26 protein-coding genes and 1 pseudogene are annotated in these 24,094 nt (G+C 64.3%); 17 read left to right on the top strand and 10 right to left on the bottom strand.

What is annotated here, in order from left to right:
- Positions 1-11: 11 nt before the first annotated feature.
- Entirely contained in the window at positions 12-548 is a 537-nt protein-coding gene (locus AC56QX_RS17465; protein ID WP_497109620.1) for a hypothetical protein, read from the bottom strand.
- Positions 549-669: 121 nt separating this feature from the next.
- On the bottom strand, positions 670-996 hold the full coding sequence (locus tag AC56QX_RS17460; protein ID WP_044550660.1) for a DUF1330 domain-containing protein: 327 nt from the start codon (positions 994-996) through the stop codon (positions 670-672).
- A gap of 176 nt (positions 997-1,172) precedes the next feature.
- Between AC56QX_RS17460 and AC56QX_RS17455 the strand changes: the two genes are divergently transcribed.
- From AC56QX_RS17455 to AC56QX_RS17435, 5 genes and pseudogenes are all read left to right on the top strand, one after another.
- Positions 1,173-1,865, top strand: a complete 693-nt coding sequence (locus AC56QX_RS17455) for a winged helix-turn-helix transcriptional regulator (protein WP_497109619.1) — start codon at positions 1,173-1,175, stop codon at positions 1,863-1,865.
- A 65-nt stretch (positions 1,866-1,930) separates the two neighbouring features.
- Positions 1,931-3,057 (top strand): annotated as a pseudogene (ada, locus tag AC56QX_RS17450) (bifunctional DNA-binding transcriptional regulator/O6-methylguanine-DNA methyltransferase Ada).
- An 18-nt stretch (positions 3,058-3,075) separates the two neighbouring features.
- Complete coding sequence (locus tag AC56QX_RS17445; protein ID WP_497109618.1) at positions 3,076-3,285, top strand: hypothetical protein; 210 nt, start codon at positions 3,076-3,078, stop codon at positions 3,283-3,285.
- A 127-nt stretch (positions 3,286-3,412) separates the two neighbouring features.
- Entirely contained in the window at positions 3,413-3,958 is a 546-nt protein-coding gene (locus tag AC56QX_RS17440; protein ID WP_497109616.1) for a methylated-DNA--[protein]-cysteine S-methyltransferase, read from the top strand.
- Complete coding sequence (locus AC56QX_RS17435) at positions 3,955-4,698, top strand: 2OG-Fe(II) oxygenase (RefSeq protein ID WP_497109614.1); 744 nt, start codon at positions 3,955-3,957, stop codon at positions 4,696-4,698. The genes AC56QX_RS17440 and AC56QX_RS17435 overlap by 4 nt, the downstream gene beginning before the upstream one ends.
- A gap of 8 nt (positions 4,699-4,706) precedes the next feature.
- Here the strand turns inward: AC56QX_RS17435 and AC56QX_RS17430 are convergent, their stop codons facing one another.
- Positions 4,707-5,609, bottom strand: a complete 903-nt coding sequence (locus tag AC56QX_RS17430) for a LysR family transcriptional regulator (protein ID WP_497109612.1) — start codon at positions 5,607-5,609, stop codon at positions 4,707-4,709.
- 121 nt (positions 5,610-5,730) lie between these two features.
- Between AC56QX_RS17430 and AC56QX_RS17425 the strand changes: the two genes are divergently transcribed.
- Positions 5,731-6,645, top strand: coding sequence for an alpha/beta fold hydrolase (locus AC56QX_RS17425; protein WP_497109611.1), 915 nt, complete (start codon positions 5,731-5,733; stop codon positions 6,643-6,645).
- 62 nt (positions 6,646-6,707) lie between these two features.
- Here AC56QX_RS17425 and AC56QX_RS17420 read toward each other — a convergent pair whose 3' ends face one another.
- The 5 genes from AC56QX_RS17420 to AC56QX_RS17400 all read right to left on the bottom strand — a co-directional run bounded on the left by AC56QX_RS17420 (position 6,708) and on the right by AC56QX_RS17400 (position 11,260).
- The gene (locus AC56QX_RS17420; RefSeq protein ID WP_497109610.1) at positions 6,708-7,631 is read right to left on the bottom strand and encodes a sigma-70 family RNA polymerase sigma factor; all 924 of its coding nucleotides are present in this window, start codon (positions 7,629-7,631) and stop codon (positions 6,708-6,710) included.
- A 67-nt stretch (positions 7,632-7,698) separates the two neighbouring features.
- Positions 7,699-8,640 carry an alpha/beta hydrolase gene (locus AC56QX_RS17415; protein WP_497109609.1) on the bottom strand — a complete coding sequence of 314 codons (942 nt, stop codon included), beginning with the start codon at positions 8,638-8,640 and terminating at the stop codon, positions 7,699-7,701.
- Between the two features lie 109 nt (positions 8,641-8,749).
- Positions 8,750-9,631 carry an SDR family oxidoreductase gene (locus tag AC56QX_RS17410; protein WP_497109607.1) on the bottom strand — a complete coding sequence of 294 codons (882 nt, stop codon included), beginning with the start codon at positions 9,629-9,631 and terminating at the stop codon, positions 8,750-8,752.
- A gap of 116 nt (positions 9,632-9,747) precedes the next feature.
- On the bottom strand, positions 9,748-10,335 hold the full coding sequence (locus AC56QX_RS17405; RefSeq protein WP_497109606.1) for a dihydrofolate reductase family protein: 588 nt from the start codon (positions 10,333-10,335) through the stop codon (positions 9,748-9,750).
- 37 nt (positions 10,336-10,372) lie between these two features.
- On the bottom strand, positions 10,373-11,260 hold the full coding sequence (locus AC56QX_RS17400) for an NmrA family NAD(P)-binding protein (RefSeq protein WP_497109605.1): 888 nt from the start codon (positions 11,258-11,260) through the stop codon (positions 10,373-10,375).
- Between the two features lie 118 nt (positions 11,261-11,378).
- Here AC56QX_RS17400 and AC56QX_RS17395 point away from each other — a divergent pair, with 118 nt between their 5' ends.
- From AC56QX_RS17395 to rsgA, 4 genes are all read left to right on the top strand, one after another.
- A complete protein-coding gene (locus AC56QX_RS17395) occupies positions 11,379-11,795 on the top strand; it encodes a winged helix-turn-helix transcriptional regulator (protein ID WP_497109604.1) in 417 nt (138 codons plus the stop codon).
- Positions 11,796-12,073: 278 nt separating this feature from the next.
- Positions 12,074-13,321, top strand: a complete 1,248-nt coding sequence (gene dinB, locus AC56QX_RS17390; RefSeq protein ID WP_497109603.1) for a DNA polymerase IV — start codon at positions 12,074-12,076, stop codon at positions 13,319-13,321.
- A gap of 136 nt (positions 13,322-13,457) precedes the next feature.
- Entirely contained in the window at positions 13,458-13,799 is a 342-nt protein-coding gene (locus AC56QX_RS17385; protein ID WP_497109602.1) for a hypothetical protein, read from the top strand.
- 242 nt (positions 13,800-14,041) lie between these two features.
- Positions 14,042-15,076 (top strand): ribosome small subunit-dependent GTPase A, encoded by a 1,035-nt coding sequence (rsgA, locus tag AC56QX_RS17380; protein ID WP_497117792.1) that lies wholly within the window; start codon positions 14,042-14,044, stop codon positions 15,074-15,076.
- 32 nt (positions 15,077-15,108) lie between these two features.
- On the opposite strand, the gene AC56QX_RS17375 is transcribed toward rsgA, so the two are convergent.
- Positions 15,109-15,639 (bottom strand): sterol desaturase family protein, encoded by a 531-nt coding sequence (locus tag AC56QX_RS17375; RefSeq protein ID WP_497109601.1) that lies wholly within the window; start codon positions 15,637-15,639, stop codon positions 15,109-15,111.
- A gap of 184 nt (positions 15,640-15,823) precedes the next feature.
- Here AC56QX_RS17375 and AC56QX_RS17370 point away from each other — a divergent pair, with 184 nt between their 5' ends.
- Both AC56QX_RS17370 and AC56QX_RS17365 read left to right on the top strand, forming a co-directional pair.
- Positions 15,824-16,294 carry an NUDIX hydrolase gene (locus AC56QX_RS17370; RefSeq protein ID WP_497109600.1) on the top strand — a complete coding sequence of 157 codons (471 nt, stop codon included), beginning with the start codon at positions 15,824-15,826 and terminating at the stop codon, positions 16,292-16,294.
- Between the two features lie 17 nt (positions 16,295-16,311).
- Positions 16,312-17,019 carry a hypothetical protein gene (locus AC56QX_RS17365; protein ID WP_497109599.1) on the top strand — a complete coding sequence of 236 codons (708 nt, stop codon included), beginning with the start codon at positions 16,312-16,314 and terminating at the stop codon, positions 17,017-17,019.
- Between the two features lie 60 nt (positions 17,020-17,079).
- Here AC56QX_RS17365 and AC56QX_RS17360 read toward each other — a convergent pair whose 3' ends face one another.
- Entirely contained in the window at positions 17,080-18,267 is a 1,188-nt protein-coding gene (locus tag AC56QX_RS17360; protein ID WP_497117639.1) for a Gfo/Idh/MocA family protein, read from the bottom strand.
- 112 nt (positions 18,268-18,379) lie between these two features.
- Here AC56QX_RS17360 and AC56QX_RS17355 point away from each other — a divergent pair, with 112 nt between their 5' ends.
- From AC56QX_RS17355 to AC56QX_RS17335, 5 genes are all read left to right on the top strand, one after another.
- On the top strand, positions 18,380-19,273 hold the full coding sequence (locus AC56QX_RS17355; protein ID WP_497117637.1) for a MurR/RpiR family transcriptional regulator: 894 nt from the start codon (positions 18,380-18,382) through the stop codon (positions 19,271-19,273).
- Between the two features lie 78 nt (positions 19,274-19,351).
- Positions 19,352-20,134, top strand: coding sequence for an SDR family oxidoreductase (locus AC56QX_RS17350; protein ID WP_497117635.1), 783 nt, complete (start codon positions 19,352-19,354; stop codon positions 20,132-20,134).
- Positions 20,131-21,675: a mannitol dehydrogenase family protein gene (locus AC56QX_RS17345; protein ID WP_497117633.1), complete on the top strand. Its 1,545-nt coding sequence runs from the start codon at positions 20,131-20,133 to the stop codon at positions 21,673-21,675. Before AC56QX_RS17350 ends, AC56QX_RS17345 begins: the two co-directional genes overlap by 4 nt.
- Before the next feature lie 35 nt (positions 21,676-21,710).
- Entirely contained in the window at positions 21,711-22,625 is a 915-nt protein-coding gene (locus tag AC56QX_RS17340; RefSeq protein ID WP_497117631.1) for a sugar phosphate isomerase/epimerase family protein, read from the top strand.
- Between the two features lie 180 nt (positions 22,626-22,805).
- The gene (locus AC56QX_RS17335; RefSeq protein ID WP_497117629.1) at positions 22,806-23,855 is read left to right on the top strand and encodes an ABC transporter substrate-binding protein; all 1,050 of its coding nucleotides are present in this window, start codon (positions 22,806-22,808) and stop codon (positions 23,853-23,855) included.
- The last annotated feature ends 239 nt before the right edge of the window (positions 23,856-24,094 follow it).

Below are 24,094 nucleotides of genomic sequence, written 5' to 3'. Positions count from 1 at the left end.
GGCCTCATTGCTTACTGGCTCGGCGCCATCGCGTGTTCACATGACACTTTCGGATTCATGTCGGCGAAGGTGCCGGCCGGGTTGCCCTTCCAGGCCCAGACGTGCAGTTCGTAGAATTCACCCAGGCCATAGCGGTTGGGCGCGCTGTTGAAGTTGAACAGCTGCCCGTCAAGCGACGCCGGACCCTTCGAGGTGATGTACTCGACCGCCACCAGCTTAAGCCGGCCGTCGGCCATCGGCTCGTACATCACGGCTTCAGGACGGGCGATGTCGATCTTGTCGTCCTTCAGATACGGGCCGTTGACGTAGTGGATGCCCATGGCGCCGCCGGTGATGCCGCTGGCGCAGGGAATGGGCGCATAGCCCCCGGCTGTCGCCGCCTTGACGTCGAGAAACCGGCTGTTCGCGGCCCGTACCTTGTCGGCCAGCGGGTTGGGGCCGGATGCGGCTTCGGCCGCTTCCTGATGCGCCCATGCGAAGCTGGTGCAGACGGCCAGCATGGCCCCCGCCATGACGAGCCTGTTGCGAAGATTTGATGTCATATCCATTCCATTCTTCTTGAGAAAGCACGGCTGGCCGGCCGCCGAAAATACGGAGGCCCGGCAGGCAAGCGCCGTGACTGTTGTTGCTTGGCGATCCCGAATTCGATGCGGCGACTGCCGGGAAGGATCATCCCTTCGGCAGATACGGGATCGTTCCCGCCAGATCGGTGTCGTCGATCAGTTGGAAGCGGCTGTCACTGCCACCCTGGCGCGCCGAAACGAAGGGCGCGTAGGCCGGATCGTTGGTGAAGGCGCGCGCCGCCGCTTCAGACGGGAATGCCATCAAGGCGATCAGCGTGGTGTCGAGCGGCTTGCCCTCAAGTGTCTTCACATTGCCGCTGCGCGACAGATATTTGCCGCCATGCTTGTGGACGATGTCGTGCACCGAGGCGGCATAGGCCGGCACCCATTTCGGGTCCTTCATCTTGATGTCTGCGATAACGTAAGCGGTCATGGGTAGTCTCCTGGTTGCGGCACACAGGGGTATCCCGTGCACCGGCCAAAGGGCTCGCATGGCAGGCCCTCGCCAACCAGTCCGCGATCTGTACCGGGCCGATACAGTTTCTGTACTCGTCGCTTCAATCATGAAGGGCTAATGTTCATCCCAGCTTCGAGGGAGGAACACCGATCATGACCCAGCACGGATACAAGCAGTTCTGCCCGCTATCGATGGCAGCCGAGGTGCTGTGCACCCGCTGGACGATGGTGCTAATGCGCGAACTGGTGGCGGGCTCGACCCGCTTCAACGATTTGCGCCGCGGCGTGCCAAAGATGTCGCCAACCCTTCTGTCGCAACGGCTGAAGGAGCTCGAGTTGGCGGGGATCGTCGAGCGCAAGGAGATCCAGGGAGAGAAGGGGATCTTCGATTACCGGCTGACCGAGGCCGGCCGCGATTTACGTCCCGTCGTCGAGGCGATGGGTTTCTGGGGGCAGAAATGGGTCGAGTCCCGGCTGTCGCTCAAGAACCTCGATCCGTCGTTGCTGATGTGGGACATGCGGCGCAATTTGAACCCCTCGCCGCTACCCGAGGGACGCACGGTGATACAATTCCTGTATCAGGATCTCCCAGCGTCCAAACGGTCGTGGTGGCTGATCGTCGAGAAGCATGGCGAGGTCGATCTGTGCTGGTACGATCCGGGCTTCGATGTCGACCTCTACGTCTCGACAGACCTGCACACGATGACGGCGATCTGGATGGGATTGCTCACCGTCGAGAAGGCCGGCGCGAAGGTCGCCCTGACCGGCGACCACGCGATCGGCAAAAAGATGCAGACCTGGCTCGGGTTGAGCCCGTTCGCGGTGGAGCCCAAACGCGCGGCGTAGGAGAGCCGAGAGCCCTTGGCAGGAAACGGGTGGCGAGCCCGGGTTTGCTCGGCTTCAATGCGGCCATGTTCGTCACCCTGGCCAGAGATCTGAAACCCATGCCGTTGCCGGTCACCGACGACCCGCGTTGGGCGCGCGTCGTCGCGCGCGACAAGTCGGCGGACGGGCAATTCTGGTATTCGGTGGCGACGACCGGCGTCTATTGCCGGCCCTCCTGCCCGTCGCGGCGCGCCAACCCCGGAAATGTGCAACTGCACGACACGCTGGCTCAGGCAAAGGCGACCGGCTTTCGCGCCTGCCGGCGCTGCAACCCGGATGGTCCCTCGCTGGACGCCGGCAATGTCGCGATGGTCGCCGATGCCTGCCGCAGGATCGAGCACAGCGAGGAGGAACCTTCGCTCGCGGAACTGGCTGATGCCGCTAGCCGCAGCGCTGGCTATTTCCACCGCGTTTTCAAGGCGATCACCGGGCTGACGCCGAAGGACTATGCCGCCGCGCACCGCGCCGCCCGGGTCCGCCAGGGTCTCGAGGACGGCGCCAGCGTGACAACGGCGATCTACGATGCCGGCTTCAATTCGAGCGGGCGTTTCTACGAGAAGTCGACCGGCATGCTCGGCATGACGCCGACGCGCTACCGCGCTGGCGGCGCCAACGAGGACATCCGCTTCGCCGTCGGCGAATCCTCGCTCGGCGCCATACTGGTCGCGTCGAGCCAAAGGGCGTCGCCTCGATCCTGCTCGGCGATGACCCGGATGCCCTGGTGCGCGATCTGCAGGACCGTTTCCCCAGGGCGAGGCTGATCGGCGGCGACCGCGACTACGAGGCGCTGGTCGCCGGCGTCGTCGGCTTCGTCGAGGCTCCACGGCTCGGTCTCGACCTGCCGCTCGACGTGCGCGGCACCGCCTTCCAGCAACGCGTCTGGCAGGCCTTGCAGGACATCCCGGTCGGCAGCACGGTTTCCTATGCCGGGATCGCTGAGCGCATCGGCGCGCCGAAGGCAACCCGCGCCATCGCCGCCGCCTGCGCCGCCAACAATCTTGCCGTCGCCATCCCTTGCCACCGCGTGATCAGGAAGGATGGCGCCCTGTCCGGCTATGCCTGGGGCGCCGAGCGCAAGCGCGCGCTGCTCGACCGCGAGGCGGGCGGAGCGGCGAAGGCCGCCGACAGGGCGGCCCGGTCTTCGGGGGCCTGACGACCGGCGATGCGCACGATGGCAAGGTCTCCCACAGCCGGTGCGAACAGCCAGATCGCCAACGGTGTTGCCATCGACGCGAAGTCACAGGTCCTGGCCGCCATCGGCGAACTGGTCGATGATGGCAAGGCCGAGTGGAGCCGCACTGCGAGTGGCGAGGTTGAGCTGCGGCTGTTGTCGGGCGAGGTGTTCATCCTCGGCGAGGTATCCGTCACGCGTGTCGCATAGGCACACTCGGCGCTTACCTTGGCGTCCTTCATTCTCGGAAGCGACGATTTGAATTTGAAAGCAAGCACCGGAGTGAGCGCCAACCGGCACGCGGCTAGGGTTCAGGCACACAGAAGGAGTGAAGGCAATGAACCTCATGCAAACTCAAATGACGACGGCGCACAACGCCCTCGACATCATCACCTACGCCATCGGCGAATCCGCGATCGGCAAGATCCTGGCGGCGCACAGCGATATCGGCGTCTGCGCCATCCTGATCGGCTCGGACACCGACACGCTGGAGCAGGACCTCGCCGACCGCTTCCCCGGCAGGATACTGCTCGAAGACAAAAACGGGCTGCGCGGCGATCTCGCCGCAATCGCGCGCTTCATCGAAATGCCCGGCGCCGGCCTCGACCTGCCGCTCGACATGCGCCACGGTACGCCGTTCCAGCAGCGTGTGTGGGACGCCCTGCGCGCCATCCCTTGCGGCGCCACCATCACCTACACCGCGCTTGCCCGGCAACTTGGCCAACCGAACGGCGCCCGCGCCGTGGCAACCGCCTGTGCCGCCAACGCCATCGCCCTCGGCATTCCCTGCCATCGCGTGGTCCGTGCCGACGGCACGCTGTCTGGCTACCGCTGGGGCATCGAGCGCAAGCGCGCCTTGCTGGACAAGGAGGCGGCGATATGAACGCCCATGCCAGGGTTGCCGCATCGGTGGTGGAAGCCGCCGAGACACGCATCGCCGCTTACGACTGGTCGGCGCTGACCACCGAACTCGACGGTTTCGGCTGTGCGGTGATGAAAAAGCTGCTCTCACCGCAGGAGTGCCGGCAGATCGCCGGCCTCTACCCCGAGGAAAAACATTTCCGCAGCCACATCCACATGGCCAGGCACGGCTTCGGCAAGGGCGAGTACCGCTATTTCCGCTATCCCTTGCCCGACCTCATCGGCGGCTTGCGTAGCGCGCTTTATCCCCGGCTGGCCGAGGTCGCCAACCGCTGGAACGAGCGCATGGGGATCGCCCTGCGCTATCCCGCGACGCATGCCGAATTCCTCGACCAGTGCCATGGCGCCGGCCAGGTCAGGCCGACGCCGCTTTTGCTGCAATATGTGCCCGGCGACTTCAACTGCCTGCACCAGGACCTTTATGGCGACCTTGCCTTTCCGCTGCAGGTGGCGGTCCTGCTCTCCGAACCAGGCGAGGATTTCACCGGCGGCGAATTCGCCTTGACCGAGCAGCGGCCGCGCATGCAGAGCCGGGTGGAAGTGGTGCCGCTGCGCCAGGGCGACGCCGTGGCCTTCGCCGTCCACAACCGGCCGGTGCAGGGAACCAAGGGCAACTACCGCGTCAATTTGCGCCACGGTGTCAGCCGCCTGCGGTCAGGCATGCGCCACACGGTCGGCATTATTTTTCATGATGCGAAGTAAGCGCCGGCTCACGCCTCCCAATAGGGCGGATTGCCAAAGGCATCGCGTAGCCATGCGGTGAGCGCGCGCAGTTTGGCCGATCCGCGCCTGTCCTCGGGACAGGCGATATAGAGGGTTGCCCCTTCAGGCTCGGCACCGACATCGACGACCGTCAATCGCTTGTCGGCGATCTCGGTCCGGATGAAGTAAGCGGGCAGCAGCGCCAGGCCGAGACCGGCAAGTGCTGCGTCGCGCATCAGAATCCCATTGTTGACGCGCAGCGCGGTTTCCGGGCGGATCGTCACCAGCCGCCGCGAAATCTTGAACCGCCAGTCGGCGGCACCCCGGATGGAATAGATGATGCCCTTGTGGCGTTTCAGGTCGTCGGTGGTCGCGGGCAATCCGAAGCGCTCGATATAGTCCGGTGAGGCCACGAGGAAGCGGCGGCTGGAAGCCAGCTTCCTGACGATGATAGGTCCGTCATCGACGACCGGCCCGTGGCGCACAATGGCATCGTAGCCATCGGCCACCACGCTGACGAAACGGTCGTCGACATCAAGCGTCAGTTGGATCCCCGGATGCCTGGCCAGGAAACCATACAGCGCCGGGCCGAGGTGGAGGATGCCGAAACTGGTCGGCGCCGAGATCCTGAGCGATCCAGCGAGGTCGCCGCGATGTTCGGCGATTTCGGCGCGGGCGTCGGTCACCTCCTGCATGATGCGCTTGGCGCGCTCGTAAAAACCGCGCCCCGCTTCGGTGATGGAGAGTTTGCGGGTGGTGCGGTCCAGCAGCCTTGCGCCGAGGCTGCGCTCAAGATCCGACAGCCGCTCGCTGATGACGGACTTGGACAGGCTCATGCGCCTGGCCGCTTCGGTGATCGAACCGGATTCCGCGACGGCGACAAACGCGGCGGCGGATTCAAGCTTCAGCATTGTTCGGTTTTCCCGAATTCACAATCAGGCGACCGGTGCCTGACGAAATCAAGGGCATGGTGCCATAGTCGAAAAGACCGCGATATGGCGGCGGCAGAATAAAAGCTCGGGGTAGCGCATCATGTTTCGTTCTTTGGTCATCGTGCTTGGTCTGCTGTCACTCGCCGCTCCGGCCTTTGCGCGCGTGACCCCGTTTCCGACGGGCTTCAAGACGCAGTCGATCGAGACCAATGGTACCAAGCTTTATGTGCGCGTCGGCGGACAAGGGCCCGCTGTCGTGCTGCTGCACGGCTTCGCCGATACCGGCGACATGTGGGCGCCAGCCGCGATAAAGCTGATGAAGGATCACACGGTGATTGTGCCGGATCTGCGCGGCATGGGCCTTTCCGCGCATCCGGACGGCGGCTACACCAAGAAGAACCAGGCGGCCGACATCGCCGGCGTCATGGACGCGCTGAAGATCGACAAGGCCGACCTGGTGACGCACGACATCGGCAACATGGTCGGCTATGCGCTGGCCGCGCAATATCCTAAGCGCATCACGAAATGGGTCGTCATCGACGCACCGCTGCCGGGCATAGGCGACTGGGACAAGATCAAGCAAAGCCCGTTGCTCTGGCACTTCAACTTCCGCGGCCCCGATATGGAGCGGCTGGTCGCGGGCCGCGAGCGCATCTACCTCGACCGCTTTTACAACGAACTGTCGGCCGATCCGAAGAAGATCGACGAGGCGACGCGGGTCCATTACGCAAAACTCTATGCGCGGCCGCACGCCATGCATGACGCCTTCGAACAGTTCAAGGCATTTGACCAGGACGCCATCGACAACCAGGCGATGCTTGCCACCGGCGGCAAACTGCCAATGCCGGTGCTGGCAGTCGGCGCGGAGAAATCGGCAGGCACGACCGAGGCCGATATACTGCGCTTCGTCGCGGTGGACGTGACGGGCGCCATCGTGCCCGCATCCGGCCATTGGATCATGGAGGAAAACCCGGACGCCACGGTCAAGCTCATCACCGATTTCCTCGCCAAATAACCGCGCGAAATGGCCGATATTATTCTGGCGACCGCGAACTTGGTGAAATAGGACGCCGCCGGTCATCCATCGGCGGCCACCATCTCCAGTATCCAGGGGCACGCATAATAATCGGCAATGCGGTCGATGACGCCGCCCTCGGCATGGACCCGCACGAGATAGGCCGGCCGCCAGGCCTCGCCATGCAGCCTGTCGACGACAAGCACGTCCTCCCCTTCGACCACGTCTGGCCGCATGCGCCAGGGCTCGCCTTGCTCATATTCGACGAAATAGGGCGAGCCGGAGAGCAAGCCATTGTAGCAGTCCGAAACCCGCAGCCGGGCATCGGCGCTGGTCAGCGCCCGCACCCCGTCCCAATCCCTGGCATTGAAGAGTTCGACATAGCGGCCGAGCAGCCGCTCCAGGTCCGCGTCGTGCACGGGCGCCGCGACCGGTTGCGCCGGCAGAGCGGCGAGCTTGGCGCGGCCACGATTGAGCGCCGACTTGACGCCGCCCGATGTTGAACCGACCAGGTCGGCGATCTCGTCCAGCGAATGGTCGAAGACATCCTTGAGCAGCACGCAGGCGCGCTCCTTGGGCGGCAGGTGCACCACCAGCCGCTCGATGGCACGGCCGGCGCCGGCGGGCTCGACCGGCAGCACGATCTCATCGCTGGCATAGCCTGCTTCGGCCTTGAGCCGCGTGCGACGGTTGCGGATAAAGTCGATGCACCTGTTATGAGCGATGCGGAACAGCCATGGCCGCAGCGCCTGCGCATCGTCGAGCAGCCCGATCTTGCGATAGGCCTCGAACAGCGCCTCCTGCATGATGTCCTCGCCGTCGAGAGCCGAGCCGGTCATACGCGCGCAATAGCGGTGCAGACGGACGCGCAAATGCGAGACCGTCTCCAGGAACGCCCTGTAGCGCAGGTCGAACAGGCCTTCGGGATCGAGGCGCGGCTCAAAGCCTTGCCTCGTCTCACGGGATTTGCGGATCTGCTGGTTCATCGCGGCACGTCGCTCGGCGTCACCGCAGCATCGCGCAAGCGTCGCGCATCCACAAGCCGGCCCATGGTCAGGCCGCTCTGTCGCCGGCGACATTGTCGCCAGCATCCGGCAGGCCAAGCTTCGGCCGCAGCCAGGCGGCGAAGCGGCCGATCGCGTCATCGGCTTCCGGCGCCCGGCCGGCCATCATCTGGAACGAGTGCAGCATGCCATCGAAGACGTCGAGCCGCACCTCGACCCCAGCCTGCCGCGCGCGCTCGGCGAACATGCGGCTTTCGTCGACCAGCGTTTCGTCGGCGCCGGCCTGCAGGAACACAGGCGGAAAGCCGGAGAGGTCGGCGTAGAGCGCGCTGACCTCCGGATCGAGCCGGTTGCGGTCACCGATAAAATTGGTCACCAGCCAGTCGACGCCCTCCTTCGCGAAGGCTGGATCCTTCTCGCGGTTGGTCTCATAACTGGCGCCGGTCAGCGCCATGTCGAACCAGCCGGAGATGATCAGCGTGGCGGCCGGCAGCGGCCGGCCCTGGGCACGCAGCCGCTGCAGCACGCCATAGGTGAGCATCGCGCCGCAGGAATCGCCGGCAATCGCGATCTGCCCGGTGTCGAACCCTTGGTCGACGAGCCAGTTCCAGGCGGCCATCGCCGCATCGAGCTGTGCCGGGTGCTTCGCCTGGTGCGCCAGCGGATAGTTATAGACCAATGCCCGGCAGCCGACGGCCTTGGCCAGATGGCCGACCAGCTTGCGGTGCGTGTAGATCGAACCACCGAGAAAGCCGCCGCCATGCGCGTAAAACAGTGCCCGCTCCTCATCGGCGCCCTTGGGCACGACCCATAGCGCCGGAACACCGCCGGCATCGACCTCGATATAGTCGACGCCGCCGGGTTCGCCGGTCAGCGCCGTCCAGCTGGTGTCGTTGAAGTCGGTCATCGCCTGCGGACTGTTGAACTTGCCGGCCTTGGCGACGATCGCCGCATAGTGGTTCCTGTTCGCCTCGCTCTCAATGCTCACCATGATAGTCTCCCGGGGTTGCGGATCGCGACTGCGCGACCTTCCAAAGCCAAGGACGGACGGGCGGACAAAAAGGATACGCTGCTGCGCGTTTTTTTCGCGGGATCGTGGCTCAGGCCGCGCCGCCGAACATCGCCGCATGGCGCCGGGCGAACTCGACGAACGGCGTTGGCTTGACGCCGAACATCTCGTGCGTCGCCAGATGCACCCGCGATTTCGGCCGCCGCAGCCGCTCGGCCAGTTGCTCGTCCAGCGCGTCGGCGAAACCGGGCGGAATGCCGGCGGCGAGCAGATTTTTCCGCCGCACTTCGGGGCTGACATCGACATAACGAACCGGCTTGCCGATCGCTTGCGATATACGCGCCGCGATGTCGCTCATGGTCAGCGCCTCTGGCCCGGTCATGTCGAGGCTCTCGCTTTCGTGCCCACCATCGCGCAGCAGCCGGAAGACCACCTTGGCGATGTCCTCGACATCGACCGGCGACAGTTCGGTGCTGGCAAGCGCGAGATAGAAGGCGCCTTCCGCGGCAATGGTCGGCGCGTCGCGCAGATAGACCTGCATGAACTGGCTGGGGCGCAGATGCGTCCACGCCACTCCAGCAGTTTCGAGATAGCGCTCGATCTCCTCATGCATGCGCGTGAAGCGAAACTTCGTCGCGTCATAGCCGATGTTGGATTCGGCACCGGAAAACTTCACCACATGCGCGATGCCGGCCTGCTTGCAGGCATCGATGAAACGGCATTGCGTTTCCGTCATGTCTTCAGCGGCGGTCGAAATCATCAGCACGCGGTCGATACCGTCGAGCGCGGCGCCAAGCGTTTGCGCCCGGCGCATGTCGCCCTCGACCAGTTCGACGCCGGCAAGGCCGCCGAGCCCTGCCATCGATGCCCGGTCCGCATCGCGAACCAGCGCCCTCACCTCATGCTTCTGCCGCGCGAACTCGCGCACGATCACCTTGCCGTTCAGGCCCGTTGCGCCCGTCACCAGGATCATCGTCTTGTCTCTCCGTCTGGGATTGCTTCGGCGGCCACACCGGCAACCGCACCTAGAAGACGAACAGGCGAGAGCAAAGGATTCAGCCCAAACAGGTTTTTTGGCGCCATCTGCAATTACCCCGCCGGCGCGTAGCGGTTGACCACCATGCCGCAGGCATAGGCCTTCGAGCCGAGCAGAAGCAGCTTGGCAAAACCACCCTGGTCGAAGATGCGGCGGCCAGCGCCCAGCACCGCTGGGTTGATGAACAGCTGGAACTCGTCGACCACCCCGGCCGCGATCAGCGCCGAGGCAAAGCCGGCGCCGCCAAACACGGCAATACCAGCACCCTCACCTGCCTTCAGCGCGGCGACCTCGCGCGGCAGGTCGCCGCTCACCACCTTCGTGCGCTCCCAGCGCGAGGCCTTGAGCTTGTCGCTCAGCACCACTTTCTGTGCCTCCACGATGCGCTGGGCGAAGGCGTAGAACGGATCGCGTGGAAACTTCTGCGCCGCCTTGCTCCAATGGGTGAGATAGCCCTCTTCGGCCATCTTGCGGCTGAGCAGAATGGTATCGATGCCGGCGAAGACGGTGTTGAAATCCTGTTTCAACTCCTCGTCCCAGCTGATGTCGTCGCCCCATTCCCAGAGCTGCCACGGCAGATCCGCATTGGCACCGACAAAGCCGTCGATCGACATCTGCATCTGAAGAATGAGCTTTTTCATGGGGTTCGCCTCGTTTTCGGATTCTATGCGGAAAGGCTTATGCCGCGCTTTGCGAGCGGGCGAAGGCTTGCGCCCAGTTCTCGAAACTGGTCGGCGTGGCGTTGCGCGCTGATGGCGCCTCCAGCGCCCAGCGCTCGCCCTTGTTGAAGCTCGCCGCCGTTTCGCCCAGCGCATCGGCGAAGCTCTCCGACAGGCCATTGGCGACCATGCTGGCGCGGGCATCGGCGGGGGATGCGGCATGATAGGCCACTTGCCTGCCGATCGCCTTGCCAAGGATCGCAGTGGCCCGTTCGAACGTGTAGTAGCCGCCGCCATGCAGTTCGATGACCCGCTCGGTGGGGAACCGGGCAGCGCCCAGCAAAGCGGCGGCACGCTGCCCGACATCGCCGGCGGCAATCAGCGGCATCGGCAGATCGCCGCGGAACGGCGTGGCGAAGACGCCGGAAGCGGCTTGCTGGACAAAGCCCATGCCTTTGGCAAAGTTCTCCATGAAGAACGAGGCGCGCAGGAATACCAGCTCATCGAGCCCGAGCACTTCCAGCCGTTCCTCCATCAACGCGGCACCGAGCGAAGTTCCCATCCTGAGATGGGCGTTGAGGCCGCTGAGCAGCACGACGCGGCGCACGCCTGAATGCGCGATCGCCGTTGCCAGCCGCTCGCCGACCTCTTCCTCGAACCGATGGAGATCCGGCGCGGCGACGTCGAACGGGATCATCACATAGGCGCTGTCGGCGCCGGAGAAGGCAGCCTTCAACGCATCGGCATTGTCGAGCACAACGCCCAGGCTGCGCGCCACGCCGCGCACCGCGTGACCCTGCCCTGCCAGCACGGAAGCGACTTCCGCGCCGACCTCGTTGGTGGCGCCGACAACCACGATGGTTCGCGGCGTGATGGCGGCATCGTTCTCGATCGCTTGCTGGTTCATGTCGTCCTCCTCCGAGAAACCCAGCCGTCATGCCGGAAAACGATTTACTTTTGGAACCATTTGACGGATGCAGCCAATGATGTCAATAGTAAAGTGATTTAAAAATGGAACCATAGAGATGTCGACGCGCGAAAGATCCGGCTGCCCGATCAACCTGTCGCTGGAACTGCTCGGCGACCGCTGGACGCTGCTCATCATCCGCGACCTGATCTTCGCCGGGAAAAAGCACTTTCGCGAATTCCTGCAGTCCGACGAAGGCATCTCCTCGCGCACGCTGGCCGAGCGCCTGCAGACGCTGCAGGACGAAGGCATCCTCACCCGCAGCGACGACCCGACCCACGGGCTGAAGGCGATCTACCGGCTGACCGAGGCCGGCATCGACCTCTTGCCGGTGCTGGCCACGCTCGGCGCCTGGGGCAGCAACCACCGCAAGGCGGATGACAAGCTCGCCCGCATCGCCGACGAACTGGCGGCCGGCGGCGAGCCGGCACTGGAACGGATGAAGGCGGCGCTGCGGGCGGAACATATTGTTTAGGCGGTAGCGCGGCCTTCCCTTCCCCCCTTGTGGGGGAAGGTGGATCGGCGCGCAGCGCCGAGACGGACTAGGAGTGTTCCAGCGGAGTGAGACCTTGGCGTTCCCTGGAACACCCTCATCCGTCGCCTTCGGCGACACCTTCTCCCACAAGGGGAGAAGGGAAATTTCCATGCCTCGGCTCACGGACGGGGGTATGAGTAAACGGTTTCCCTTGACAACAATCACCTTTTGTTCTCTATCTGTTCGCATCTATCAGCAACTGCGGATGAGCGGTCGGGATGGAAACGACAGCCACCATCCTGCATGCCGATCTCGATGCCTTCTACGCCTCGGTCGAGCAGTTGCTCGACCCGTCGCTGCGCGGCAAGCCGATCGCCGTCGGCGGCGGCGTGGTGCTCGCCGCCTCCTATGAAGCACGCGCCTTTGGCGTGCGTGGCGGCATGCCGGGGCGCAAGGCGCGCGAGCTTTGCCCGCAGCTGATCTTCGTCGGCGGCAATTTCAGCCACTACCAGCGGCTGGGCGATGCAGCGATCAAGGTGCTCGATGATTTCACGCCGGTGGTCGAGCGCATTTCCATCGACGAGGCCTTCGCCGATGTCGCCGGCTGCACGCATCTGTTCGGCTCCCCGCAAGAGATCGCCACGGCGATCCGCCGCCGCGTGCGGGCCGAGCTCGGCCTGCCGATCTCGATCGGCGTGGCGCGCACCAAGCATCTGGCGAAGATCGCCTCGCAGGTCGCCAAGCCAGACGGGCTGGTGGTCGTCGATCCCGGAACCGAGCTTGCCTTCCTGCACGATTTGCCGGTCGGGCTGATGTGGGGCGTCGGCCCGGCAACCAAAGCGCGGCTGGCCGAGATCGGCGTCGAGACCATCGGCGAGCTGGCGAGGACGCATAGCGGCGCGCTGACCAGGCTGCTTGGTCCCGCCGCCGGCGAAAAGCTCGCCGCCCTGTCGTGGAACCGCGACCCGAGGAAACTGGAGACCAAGCGCCGCGCACACTCGGCCGGAGCACAATCGGCGCTAGGCCAAAAGCCCGCCGTGGCGCAAGTGATCGTGCCGACGCTGCTACATCTGGCCGACCGTGTCGCCAGCCGTCTGCGCGCCAAGGCGCGGCCCGGCCGCACGGTGACGGTGCGGGTGCGCTTTGCCGATCTCAGCGCCGTCACCCGCTCGATCACGCTGGACCAGCCGATCTCTGCGACCACCATGCTGGCCGAAATCGCGCAGGACCTGGTGCGCGGCGTACTCGCCGACCATCCGCGCGAAAAGACGATCTCGCTGCTGGCGATCTCCGTTTCGCATCTGGAGGAGAGCGCCGAGCTGCAACTCGACCTGCCGCTCGGCCTCGCCGACGAGAAGCGCCGCCCCGGCAGCCAAAAAGGCCTCGCCCGCTTCGGCGCCGACCGCGCCATCGATAAGATCCGCGAACGCTTCGGCAAACAGGCGGTCGGCTACGGCACGGTGGCGCTGGAAGCGGCGCGCTCCGTGCCCGACGAATTCAGGGAATTGGCGGAAAAGGAGCTGTGAGCGCGCCTGGCGCCATTGGTCTCCTGAATATGACCGCGCCAGCATGGTAACCGAGGGGCGGCAGCCCGTGAGAAATCTTGATCTCCGCACACTGGCTATTCAAGTAAGGTGTAGTCGCCACAGGCCATGGAATCCGATGTTCGCACCCTTTATCGTTTGCGCGTTGGTCACAGCTCTCAGCGCAATTGTCAGCCTCGGTTTCTCCGTGGCCGCCGTGATGAATGGAACCGGCAGCGCCCGGACGGTGGCATTGTACGCCTGCGCACGCAGCGCGGCTTTGGTGGTGGCAAGTGCCGTGCCATTTTTTACGGGTTCGACGGAATGGCTTGAAGCCATCGCCTGGACAATGATCCTTGTGCAGGCTGGGGAAGCTGTCATAGGCACCACGATCGATGATCGTATGAAAACCTTCGGCCCGGCCGGTACATCGCTCACCAACCTTCTGGCTCTCCTGTGGCTCATCCAGTCTGTTCAATGAGATCACGACAAACAGGCTAAGCGCGCGAAACCGCCACGCTACAGACGAAGCGCCCGGCGGGCGCTGGCTTCCAAACCGCTCCATCTTCCAACGGTCGAAGGCGTTCGCCACCTTGAATGCTTGCCAAATCCCGCTATGCCGCCCATACAGCGGCTCGGGCAGATCGCCCGTCCCGAGAGGCTATCGCGCGCCTCACCTCAGTTTGCCAGGGATACTTGTCCGATGTCTGCGACGCCGTACCCTTGGTTCAAGCCGTGACGAACCCCTCAATCTCGCTTGCCAGCCTTGGCTGGTCGGATTTCTTCGCCGATCAGCTTGAGCCGAGCGAGGCAAGCCTCATCCCGACCCGCATCGCCATGGTCCATCGTGACCGGCTGAGCGGCCTGTCCCAGACGGGACAAACCGACCTGACATTGCCGCCGCAGGCCAACACCGGCGACTATGCCGTCGGCGACTGGGTGCTGGTCGAGCCGCATGATCAGCTTGTGAAGCGTCGCCTGACCCGCAAGACGGTGCTGGAGCGCCGCACCCAGGGCGGCCGGGTGCCGCAGCTGGCCGCGGCCAATGTCGACAGGCTGTTCATCGTCACCTCCTGCAATGCCGACTTCAACATCGCCCGGCTCGAGCGCTATCTGGCGCTGGCCAACGAGGCCGGAACGACACCGGTGATCCTGCTGACCAAGGCCGACACGGCAGAAGACGCCGAGACCTACCAAAGCCAAGCCGCCGCACTGCAGCGCGGATTGGCCGTGGTGACGCTGAACCCACGCATAGCGGATGCCGCGACCGCACTCGCCGCCTGGTGTGGCGCGGGGCAGACGGTGGCGCTGATCGGTTCTTCGGGTGTCGGCAAATCGACGCTGGTCAACACACTGGCCGGATCGGCGCAGCAATCGCCGCAGCAGACCGGCGCCATTCGCGAACACGACGCCAAGGGACGCCACACCACCACGGCGCGGTCGCTGCATGCCATTGCCGGCGGCGGCTGGGTGATCGACACGCCGGGCATGCGCACGCTGCAGGTCAGCGACGTCGGCTACGGCATCGACACGCTGTTTGCCGAGATCACCGAGCTGGCACCGCTGTGCAAATTCCGCGACTGCACCCATGTGCACGAACCGGGCTGCGCGGTGCAGGCTGCCATCAAGGCCGGGACGCTCGATCCCGAGCGTCTTGCCCGCTGGCGCAAACTGTCCGAAGAAAACCAGCACAACACGCCAGTGCAGAGCGGGCCTCGCGGAGCGAAGTCCCCCGCCGGCCGCGGCAAGCGGCGCTGAAACGACTGCCCTACTGCCCTACTGCCTGAGCCTCAAAGCCGCGCCGTGCCGAAAACCCGATCCCACAACAGCGACGTCACGCCGAAATTGGCATTGTCGTCGAGATGGTGGTGCACCGCGTGGCGGCGCTTGAGCGTGTAGAGATAGCTGGGATGGGCGGGATGCCAGTGGTGGATCATGTGGTGGACACTGATGTACCAGAGATAGCCCAGCATCAGCCCGCAGCCGACCGCGCTGGCGGTCGCGAAATCCGAGATCAGCCAGACGGGCAGTGCGATCAGCGCATGCACGCCGAGACTGAGCCAGGTCGGTGTGCCGACCGGACTGCGCTCCTCGACATGATGACGGTCGTGCAGATCCCTGATGTAGGGAACGTGATGCAGGACGAAGCGGTGCAGGACGTATTCGATCAACGTCCACAGAACGAGACAGATCAGCATCGTGCCGATCCATTCCGGCGCGCTCTCTTCCCCGGCCTCGATCAGCCCGGCCACGCCCAGGAGGGCGATCACTAAGGGATAGACCACGAAATCGCTGTAGTAGCCGATCAGACCGAGTTGCATTCCCGATGCCCCAACTGATTTTCGACTCGCCCCAGAAACGACGCTAACAGATTGCCGAACTCGCGGGTGAGGTGCAATCCGGATGCATCTGACATAGCGTCGCAATTTCCCGGTGCAAGTTCGGCGCCCATGATCCCTGCAGAATCGGCCGACTCGCACCACTACCGCAAACGGACATGCAATCATGGCAAAACGCAGTGCGGGCCTGCTGATTTATCGTCGAAGCGATGGCGAGCTCAGGGTGCTTCTGGTTCATCCCGGCGGCCCGTTCTGGGCGAAGAAGGACGATGGCGCCTGGTCGATCCCGAAAGGCCTCGTCGGCGAGGACGAGGACGAACTGGCGGCCGCACAACGTGAGACCGGGGAAGAACTCGGCATCACGGTCGACGGCCCTTTCGCACGCCTCGGCGATTACAAACAGCCGGGCGGCAAGATCGTCATCGCCTGGTCCATCGAGGCACGGGCCGAGATCGACGTCGCCACGATCAAGAGCAACACCTTTACGACGGAATGGCCACCGCGGTCCGGGTCGATGAAAGAGTTTCCGGAGGTCGACAGGGCCAGCTGGTTCAGCCTGCCCGAGGCCGAGGTCAAGATTGTCCAGGGGCAACGCCCGATGTTAAAGGATCTGGCGAAGCAACTGGCTGCCGAATAAACGAGGTAACCAACAAAATGGAGAGAGACACATCGAACGAACCGACCGCCATCCTGATGCAAAAAGTGAAACACGAGATGCAAGAGGTGAATGGCGGCAACGACGATGCTGAATTGAACTACAGACTCGGGGAAGAGCTCATCGAGAGATGGAGACGAGGATGCGATCTGGAGTTTCTCGTCGACCTACTGCGATCTGAAAAATCGGGTGAGCGGCTTCTCGGCGCCTACTACCTCGGCGAAGTGGGCGGGATAGACGGATTGAAGGGTCCGGCGATAGAGCTGGCCGATGACGTGCTTTCCAACTGCCGGCGCGCTTTCATCGGCTATGTGACAAGTTCCGGATGTTACGATGACACGATTGCCGACGCCCTGGCGAAATGTCTGCTGGACCTCGATTTGTACGTCCGAGTGACGGCCATGCGGTGGGCAATCCAGACATCCGCCGAAACATTCGAACAGTTTTCCCTGCTGGTTGAGTCTGGAGCGGGTGGCTTCGAACCCAAATTCGGCAATCCCCTCAGCAACGACTTCCTCAACGAGTCCAGCCTGAGGCGTGCGACCCGGGGGTTGGGTATCATTCGCCGCCTGCGCGCGGGCGAGAAAATTCAGGAGATCAGGAAGGACTTCCCCGAAGAAGACAGCTTTGTCCTCGACAATTTTCTTTTCTGGGAAACCCGTCGGGAACGCGATTTAGAATGGCGAAAAACAAAGGCAGGGCATTAACCGCAGACCGTGGCGCGAATCGCGAGTTTTCATATTCACTGCATGTGGGCCGTCGAGCGATTACTCTGCAAACCTTGCCGCCGTCCAAGCTCCACCGGCCGCATTCGACTCCACCGCCGCGGCAACAAACTTCACACCCCGCGCGCCATCCACCACATCCGGCACCTGCGCCGCGCGTGCCGGATCGATCGCGCCACCAGAGCGATGCGCCCGGATGATATCGGCGGCGTCGCGGTAAAAATTGGCGAAGGCTTCGATATAGCCTTCCGGGTGTGCGGCCGGCATGCGTGACACGCGCTGGCTCTCAGTGGTCGAACCATGGCCGCCGCGCACCAGCGTGCGGGTTTCCTCGCCATATCGGGAAAAGCGCAGTTCCTCCGGCCGGCCGCCCGACCATTCGAGCCCGGCCTTGTCGCCATAGATGCGCACGGACAGATCATTGTAGTGGCCGGGCGACGTCTGGCTGGCCAGGATCGTGCCGCGCGCGCCGCCCGTCCAGCGCACCATCACATGCGCATTGTCGTCGAGCCGCCGTCCCGGCACGGCGGTGAACAGATCGGCCGACACCGCCTCGGCCTCACAGCCCGAAATGTAGCTCGCCAGATTGAAGGCATGCACACCGATATCGGCCAGCACCGCCGACTGCCCTGCCCGCGCCGGATCGGTACGCCACTCCGCCTGCTTCTGGCCTTCGGCGTCGATCGGCTTGGTCAGCCAGTCCTGGATGTAGGCGCCATGCACCGACACGATCCGGCCAAGCTCGCCCGCCATCACCATCTCGCGCGCCTGGCGCACCATGGCGTAGCCGGTGTTGTTGAGCGTGACGACGAAGCGGCGTTTTTTGGCGCGCGCCAGCGCCACCAGCGCCTCGGCGTCACCAAGCGTCGTCGACAGCGGCTTGTCGCAGATCACGTCAATGCCGGCTTCGAGAAAGGCTGTCGCGATCGGCGCGTGCAGATGATTGGGCGTGACGATGACGACCGCCTCGATGCCATCAGGCCGCGCGGCTTCGGTCTTGGCCATCACGCGATAATCGGCATAGCTGCGCTCGGGCGGGATGCCGATCTCGGCGGCCGAGGCGGCGGCATTCTCCGGGTCGGAGGACAGCGCGCCGGCGACCAGCACGATCTGGTCGTCAAGCCGCATGGCCAGGCGATGCACGGCGCCGATGAAGGCGTTGCGGCCGCCGCCGACCATGCCGACCCTCAGGCGCTTGCCCGCCGATCCGTCCGATGTTGCGTAGACCATGTTTTCTCCTCCGAGTATGCGCGACCGTCAGCACCAGAACGCGGCCACCGCTTTCGAACACAATTTCCAATTTTCATATTGTAAAACGATCGTACCGCGCTAGCCTGAAATCATGAGTGGGGCGGGCAAATCTTCGGGACGATCTCTTGCCGACGAGGCAGCGACGCGCAAGCGCGGGCGCTCTCTTGCCGCGTTGGGCTATATCCAGCCGCAGACCTATGAGGAACTGCGCGCGGTGCTGTCGTCGGGCACCGTGCATTTCCCCAAGCGGCTGCGCCAGGTGGCGATCTTCATGTGGCAGCATCCGAGCGATGTTGCGCTCGGCACCATCGCCCAGGTGGCGGCGCAGGCGGGCGTGCAGCCCTCGACGCTGGTGCGCTTTGCCCAGATCTTCGGCTATTCCGGCTTTTCCGATTTCCAGGGCCTGTTCAAGGAGCACGTCAAGGGATCCTGGCCGGAAGGGCGTGGCGAGCAGCGCACCGAAGCCGAGCCCAACGCAAATCTGCATTTCCTGCACGGCATGGTTGGAGCCTCGCAAGCATCACTTGGCCGCATCGAGGCGGGCTTCGACGTCGACAGTTTCGAGAAGATGGTGGCGCTGCTGGCGGCCGCCGACCTGATCTATGTCATCGGCTCCAAGCGCGCCTTCCCGGTCACCGCCTATCTGTCGCTGACCTTGTCGCAGCAGGGCGTGCGCAATGTGCTGGTCGATAATGTCGGCTCCTCCGCTCTCGACCAGGTCGGCTGCATCGGCGGCCGGGATGCCGTGCTGGCGGTCTCCTTCAGCCCCTACAATTCGATCACGCCCGACCTCGTCGCCGTGGCGCATGAGCGCAAGGCCCGCATCGTCACCATCACCGACAGCACCTTCAGCCCGCTCATCCCTTTGTCGGACAGCTGGCTGGAAGTGGTGGAATCCGACTTCGCCGGCTTCCGCTCGCTGGCGGCGTCGCTGGCGGTCGGCATGGCGCTGGTCCAAGGCGTCGCGGCAAGGCGCGGCACATGAGGTGGCGCTGGCACAATTGACTATCGGGAATTGCCGTTCCATATTTCGAAAAATAGAAACTTTGTTCCGGGAGGAGGAATGGAGCTTCATCTTCAAGGCAAGGTCGTGTTGGTCACCGGCGCGACGCAAGGCATTGGCCGCGCCATCGCCGAGACGCTCGCGCGCGCCGGCGCCGGCGGGCTGCTGATCACCGGACGCGATGGCAAACGCGGCGACGCAGTGGCGGCGGAACTGTCGGCCATCGGCACGCCGACCATCTTCGTCGCCGCCGACCTTGGAGACCCGCAAACCCCTGCCCTTCTGGCGCAAGCCTGCATCGCGCGCTTCGGCCGTATCGACGGCCTCGTCAACGCCGCCGGGCTGACCGACCGCGCCTCCTTCCTCGACGCCAGCCTCGACGATTGGGCCTCGCTGTTCGCCGTCAATGCGCGCGCGCCGTTCTTCCTGATGCAGGCCGCCATCGCCGACATGAAGAAGCGCGGACAACCCGGCGCCATCGTCAACATCCTGTCGATCAATGCCCATTGCGGCTCGCCGGAGCTCGCCGTCTATTCCGCCACCAAGGGCGCTCTGGCGACGCTAACCAAGAATGCCGCCAACGCCCAACGCTTCGACCGCATCCGCGTCAACGGCATCAATGTCGGCTGGACCGACACGCCGGCCGAACGCGTGATGCAGTCAGAGACCCTGGGCCACGGCCCCGGCTGGCTCGACGCCGCCAACGCCGCGCAGCCCTTCGGCAGGCTGCTGACGCCGAACGATATCGCCAACCTTGCCGTCTTCCTGCTCTCCGACGCGGCCGGCCCGATGACCGGCGCCGTGATCGACCAGGAGCAATCGGTGATCGGGGCAAACCGGTGAACGCGGCTTCGGCATCGCCGGAAACACTCGGGCCAGCCTTGCTCGACCGGCTTCCGGCCGCCGTCCAGACACCCGGATATAACCGGACAACCCTTGCGCCCGGCATGGCGCATCTCGGTGTCGGCGCGTTCCACCGCTGCCATCAGGCCGAATACACCGACGATTTGCTTGCGCTCCAGTTCGACCGCTGGGGCGTTGTCGGCATCAACATCCGCCCGCCCACCCTTGCCGACACGCTCGGCCGGCAGGGCGGGCTCTACACAAGGCTGATCCGCGAAAACAGCCACATCGAAGCGCGCATCATCGGCAGCATTGTCCGCGTGGTGGACAGCCAGGACAGCGCCATTCCGGCACTCGCGGTGCTGTCTTCACCCGACATCGAACTGATGACGCTGACGGTGACCGAGAAAGGCTATTGCCACATCCCGTCGAGCGGCGCGCTTGATCTCGGCCATCCCGACATCGTCCACGACCTCGCCAACCCGGAAGCACCGCACAGCGTTCCCGGCATATTGGTGCGGGCGCTGGAGTTGCGCCGCGCCACGCATGGCCGGTCGATGACGCTGCTCTCCTGCGACAACATCCCGACCAACGGCGTCATCTTGCAAAATGTCGTGCGGAGTTTTGCCGAACGGCGCGGCAATGGTCTCGCCGACTGGATATCAGCCAACGCCGCCTTCCCTTCCGCCATGGTCGACCGCATCGCGCCGGCGGTGACGCAGGATGATCTCGACAGCGTCGAGCACTGGTTCGGCTACCGCGATGGTGCCGTTGCCGTCTGCGAACCGTTCCGGCAGTGGGTGGTCGAGCAGAAATTCGCCGGCCGCATGCCGCGCTGGGATCTGGTCGGCGCCACCTTCGTCGACGATGTCACGCCGTTCGAGCATCTCAAGATGCGGGTGCTGAACGGCGCGCAGACGACGCTCGCCACGCTCGGCGTGCTGGCCGGGCTGGAGCACACTTTCGATGCCATCGCCGACCCGCTGCTGTCGGCCTTCATCAGGCGCATGCTGACCGAGGAAACGCTGCCGACATTGATGCCGGTGCCCAGTGTCCTGCCTCTCGCCTATGTCGAGCAGAGCCTCAGCCGCTTGAGGAACACGGCGATCCGCCACCGCAACCACCAGATCGCCACCGACGGTTCGCAAAAGATCGTCCAGCGCCTGCTCAACCCGATCCGCGATCGGCTGCGGCAGGGCGCCAGCGTCGGCCTGCTGTCGGTGCCGGTTGCCGGCTGGATGGCCTATCTCATCCAGGCCTCGGCGCGCTTCGGCAAACGCTGGCCGGTGTCGGACCCCTATGCCGGTAAGGTCGCCGAAATCGCCGACGCGGCCGGCCGCGATGCGTCGGTGCTGGCTTCCGCCATCCTGGCCATCGACACGATTTTCGATCCCGGCCTTGCCGCGAACCCTGCGTTTCGCGCGGCCGTCACATCGGCGCTGGACGAATTGCTTTCGGACGATCCGATGGCGGCTGTCCGGCACAGTCTGGAACAAGATGAGATGGCAAGGTTGAAACGATCCAAACAATCGGCATTATGAACATCGGCCGTGAAGACACGGCCAGGGGAGGCAACATGAAACTTGGACTGCTCACCGCGCCATTCGCGGAGACGCCGCTTGCCGATGTCGCCGGCTGGGCACATCAGGCCGGCTTCGAGGCGCTGGAGATCGCCTGCTGGCCGAAGACATCTGGCGCCACGCGCCGCTATGCCGGCACAAGCCACATCGACGCCGCTTCCACCTCGCCCGCGCAGGCCAAGGAAATCGTCGCCTCGCTGGCGGAGAAAAAACTCACCGTTTCCGGCCTCGGCTACTACCCGAACCCGCTGCATCCCGATGCCGCGCACCGCGAGGCGATGATCGGCCATCTGAAGAAGGTGATCGCGCTGGCCGCCAATATGGGCGTGCCCGTGGTCAACACTTTCTGCGGCGGCGATGCCTCGAAGACCGTCGACGTCAACTGGCAGGACGCGCTGAAAGTCTGGCCCGAAATCGTCGCTTTTGCACGCGACCACGGCATCAAGCTTGCCTTCGAGAACTGCCCGATGATCTTCAGCTATGACGAATGGCCGGGCGGGCACAACATCGCCTATTCGCCACAGGTCTGGCGCCGCATCCTGGAAGCCTGGGGTGGCGAGGTCGGCATGAATTTCGACCCCTCGCATCTGGTCTGGCAGATGATCGACCAGGCCCGTTTTATCAGGGAATTCGGCCCTTACATGCTGCATGTCCACGCCAAGGATTTGATGATTGATCGTGATGGACTTTACGAGCGCGGAATCCTCTCGGCCGGGATAGGCTGGCAGGTGCCGCGCATGCCGGGGCTGGGCGATGTCGACTGGAGCGGCTTCTTCTCCGGCCTCTATCGCGCCGGCTATGACGGGTCGGTCATCATCGAACACGAGGACAGGCGATTTGAAGGCAGCGACGATCAGGTGAAGCGGGGTTTTATGCTCGCCCGCGACGTGCTGCGTCCCTTCGTCAAGTGAGGAAAAACATGTCGCCCAAAAGTGCACTGCGGTTTTGGGATAACGACATGGGTGAGGAAAAAGCATGTCGGCAACGACATGCGGAGAGAACAACGAGTTGAGCCGCCTGAATCTCTTTCTGAGCGACACGGCTCAACGACTTGGAACTGAAACTGAAAAACAATGTGGAGGAAGTCTGAAATGAAGAAAATCCTGACCATGGTCCCGTTGCCCACCATTCCGCTGCTTGCGGGCGCTGCCTTGCTGGCCTCGGTGGGCGTCTCGGCCGCCGCCGGCAAATACACGATCGGCATCTCTAACACCGTCCAGGGCAATGGCTGGCGCGAGGAGATGGTCTGCGCCATGAAGGCGCAGGCGCTGGCCTCCGGCGAGGTGGCCAAACTCAACATCGCCCACCGCAACACCGACGCCGCCGGGCAGCTCGAGGACATCCGCAATCTGATCAGCGCCAAGGTCGACGCCATCGTCGTCAACCCCGCCGATCCGGCCGGCATCAAGGCCGGCCTCGAGGAAGCCACCAAGGCCGGCATCGTCGTCGTCGCCGTCGACCAGGCGGTCACCGAGCCGTCGGCCTACATCATCTCCAACAACCAGGAGCAATATGCCTATCTCGGCGCCAAATGGCTGTTCGGCCAGATGGGCGGCAAGGGCGAGGTGTTCTACATGCGTGGTGCGGCCGGCGCTTCGGCCGACTCTGATCGCGACAAAGGCTTCAAGAAGGCGCTGGCCGAATTCCCCAATGTGAAGGTCGCCCAGGAAGTCTTCACCGGCTGGCAGCAGGATCAGGCCAAGCAGCAGATCCTCTCCTTCCTGTCGACGGGAACGCCGTTCAACGGCATCTGGACCTCGGGCATCGACAACGTCATCGTCGACGCGCTGGTGGAATCGCAGGCGCCGCTGGTGCCGGTGGTCGGCGCCGACAATGCCGGCTTCGTCGGCCAGCTCAGCTCGGTCAAGGGCCTCGTCGGCGCGGCCGTCACCAACCCCGGCTCGATCGGCGGTGCGGGCGTCACCCTGGCGCTGCAGATCCTCGACGGCAAGAAGCCGGCGCAGCAGACCGTGCTGGTCGACCCGCAGTTGTGGGACAACGCCACCGACGAAGGCAAGGCCAAGCTGAAAGCCGCCGCCGACCCGTCGCTGAGCCCCGAATGGCCGGTCTCGATCTCGATCCCGGATTGGACGACGTACACGAAGGAGCAGATCGTGGCTTGCAAGGGGCCGGGCGAGTAAGGCTCCGTTGAATTGCATGGCGAGGACGGCGCCGCCGTCTTCGCCATTGTAGGTCAGCACTCTACGAGGCCCCCCTCTGTCCTGCCGGACATCTCCCCCTCAAGGGGGAGATCGGCAGTCGCGACGCCGGCTCTCTTCTTGCAACGTCGAAAATTGGCGAAAGCCGAGACGACGTCTAATCTCCCCCCTTGAGGGGGAGATGGCCGGCAGGCCAGAGGGGGGCCTCATAAGGCGCCAAC

The sequence above is a fragment of the Mesorhizobium sp. RCAM 06353 genome (genome assembly GCF_059683585.1).
This window is presented reverse-complemented; position numbering and strand designations above follow the sequence as displayed.

What these genes read in the sequence shown, in the direction of transcription:
- AC56QX_RS17465 (WP_497109620.1), bottom strand. Translation starts at nt 548, where the DNA reads ATGGATATGACATCAAATCTTCGCAACAGGCTCGTCATGGCGGGGGCC.
- AC56QX_RS17460 (WP_044550660.1), bottom strand. Translation starts at nt 996, where the DNA reads ATGACCGCTTACGTTATCGCAGACATCAAGATGAAGGACCCGAAATGG.
- AC56QX_RS17455 (WP_497109619.1), top strand. Translation starts at nt 1,173, where the DNA reads ATGACCCAGCACGGATACAAGCAGTTCTGCCCGCTATCGATGGCAGCC.
- AC56QX_RS17445 (WP_497109618.1), top strand. Translation starts at nt 3,076, where the DNA reads ATGGCAAGGTCTCCCACAGCCGGTGCGAACAGCCAGATCGCCAACGGT.
- AC56QX_RS17440 (WP_497109616.1), top strand. Translation starts at nt 3,413, where the DNA reads ATGAACCTCATGCAAACTCAAATGACGACGGCGCACAACGCCCTCGAC.
- AC56QX_RS17435 (WP_497109614.1), top strand. Translation starts at nt 3,955, where the DNA reads ATGAACGCCCATGCCAGGGTTGCCGCATCGGTGGTGGAAGCCGCCGAG.
- AC56QX_RS17430 (WP_497109612.1), bottom strand. Translation starts at nt 5,609, where the DNA reads ATGCTGAAGCTTGAATCCGCCGCCGCGTTTGTCGCCGTCGCGGAATCC.
- AC56QX_RS17425 (WP_497109611.1), top strand. Translation starts at nt 5,731, where the DNA reads ATGTTTCGTTCTTTGGTCATCGTGCTTGGTCTGCTGTCACTCGCCGCT.
- AC56QX_RS17420 (WP_497109610.1), bottom strand. Translation starts at nt 7,631, where the DNA reads ATGAACCAGCAGATCCGCAAATCCCGTGAGACGAGGCAAGGCTTTGAG.
- AC56QX_RS17415 (WP_497109609.1), bottom strand. Translation starts at nt 8,640, where the DNA reads ATGGTGAGCATTGAGAGCGAGGCGAACAGGAACCACTATGCGGCGATC.
- AC56QX_RS17410 (WP_497109607.1), bottom strand. Translation starts at nt 9,631, where the DNA reads ATGATCCTGGTGACGGGCGCAACGGGCCTGAACGGCAAGGTGATCGTG.
- AC56QX_RS17405 (WP_497109606.1), bottom strand. Translation starts at nt 10,335, where the DNA reads ATGAAAAAGCTCATTCTTCAGATGCAGATGTCGATCGACGGCTTTGTC.
- AC56QX_RS17400 (WP_497109605.1), bottom strand. Translation starts at nt 11,260, where the DNA reads ATGAACCAGCAAGCGATCGAGAACGATGCCGCCATCACGCCGCGAACC.
- AC56QX_RS17395 (WP_497109604.1), top strand. Translation starts at nt 11,379, where the DNA reads ATGTCGACGCGCGAAAGATCCGGCTGCCCGATCAACCTGTCGCTGGAA.
- dinB (WP_497109603.1), top strand. Translation starts at nt 12,074, where the DNA reads ATGGAAACGACAGCCACCATCCTGCATGCCGATCTCGATGCCTTCTAC.
- AC56QX_RS17385 (WP_497109602.1), top strand. Translation starts at nt 13,458, where the DNA reads ATGTTCGCACCCTTTATCGTTTGCGCGTTGGTCACAGCTCTCAGCGCA.
- AC56QX_RS17375 (WP_497109601.1), bottom strand. Translation starts at nt 15,639, where the DNA reads ATGCAACTCGGTCTGATCGGCTACTACAGCGATTTCGTGGTCTATCCC.
- AC56QX_RS17370 (WP_497109600.1), top strand. Translation starts at nt 15,824, where the DNA reads ATGGCAAAACGCAGTGCGGGCCTGCTGATTTATCGTCGAAGCGATGGC.
- AC56QX_RS17365 (WP_497109599.1), top strand. Translation starts at nt 16,312, where the DNA reads ATGGAGAGAGACACATCGAACGAACCGACCGCCATCCTGATGCAAAAA.
- AC56QX_RS17360 (WP_497117639.1), bottom strand. Translation starts at nt 18,267, where the DNA reads ATGGTCTACGCAACATCGGACGGATCGGCGGGCAAGCGCCTGAGGGTC.
- AC56QX_RS17355 (WP_497117637.1), top strand. Translation starts at nt 18,380, where the DNA reads ATGAGTGGGGCGGGCAAATCTTCGGGACGATCTCTTGCCGACGAGGCA.
- AC56QX_RS17350 (WP_497117635.1), top strand. Translation starts at nt 19,352, where the DNA reads ATGGAGCTTCATCTTCAAGGCAAGGTCGTGTTGGTCACCGGCGCGACG.
- AC56QX_RS17340 (WP_497117631.1), top strand. Translation starts at nt 21,711, where the DNA reads ATGAAACTTGGACTGCTCACCGCGCCATTCGCGGAGACGCCGCTTGCC.
- AC56QX_RS17335 (WP_497117629.1), top strand. Translation starts at nt 22,806, where the DNA reads ATGAAGAAAATCCTGACCATGGTCCCGTTGCCCACCATTCCGCTGCTT.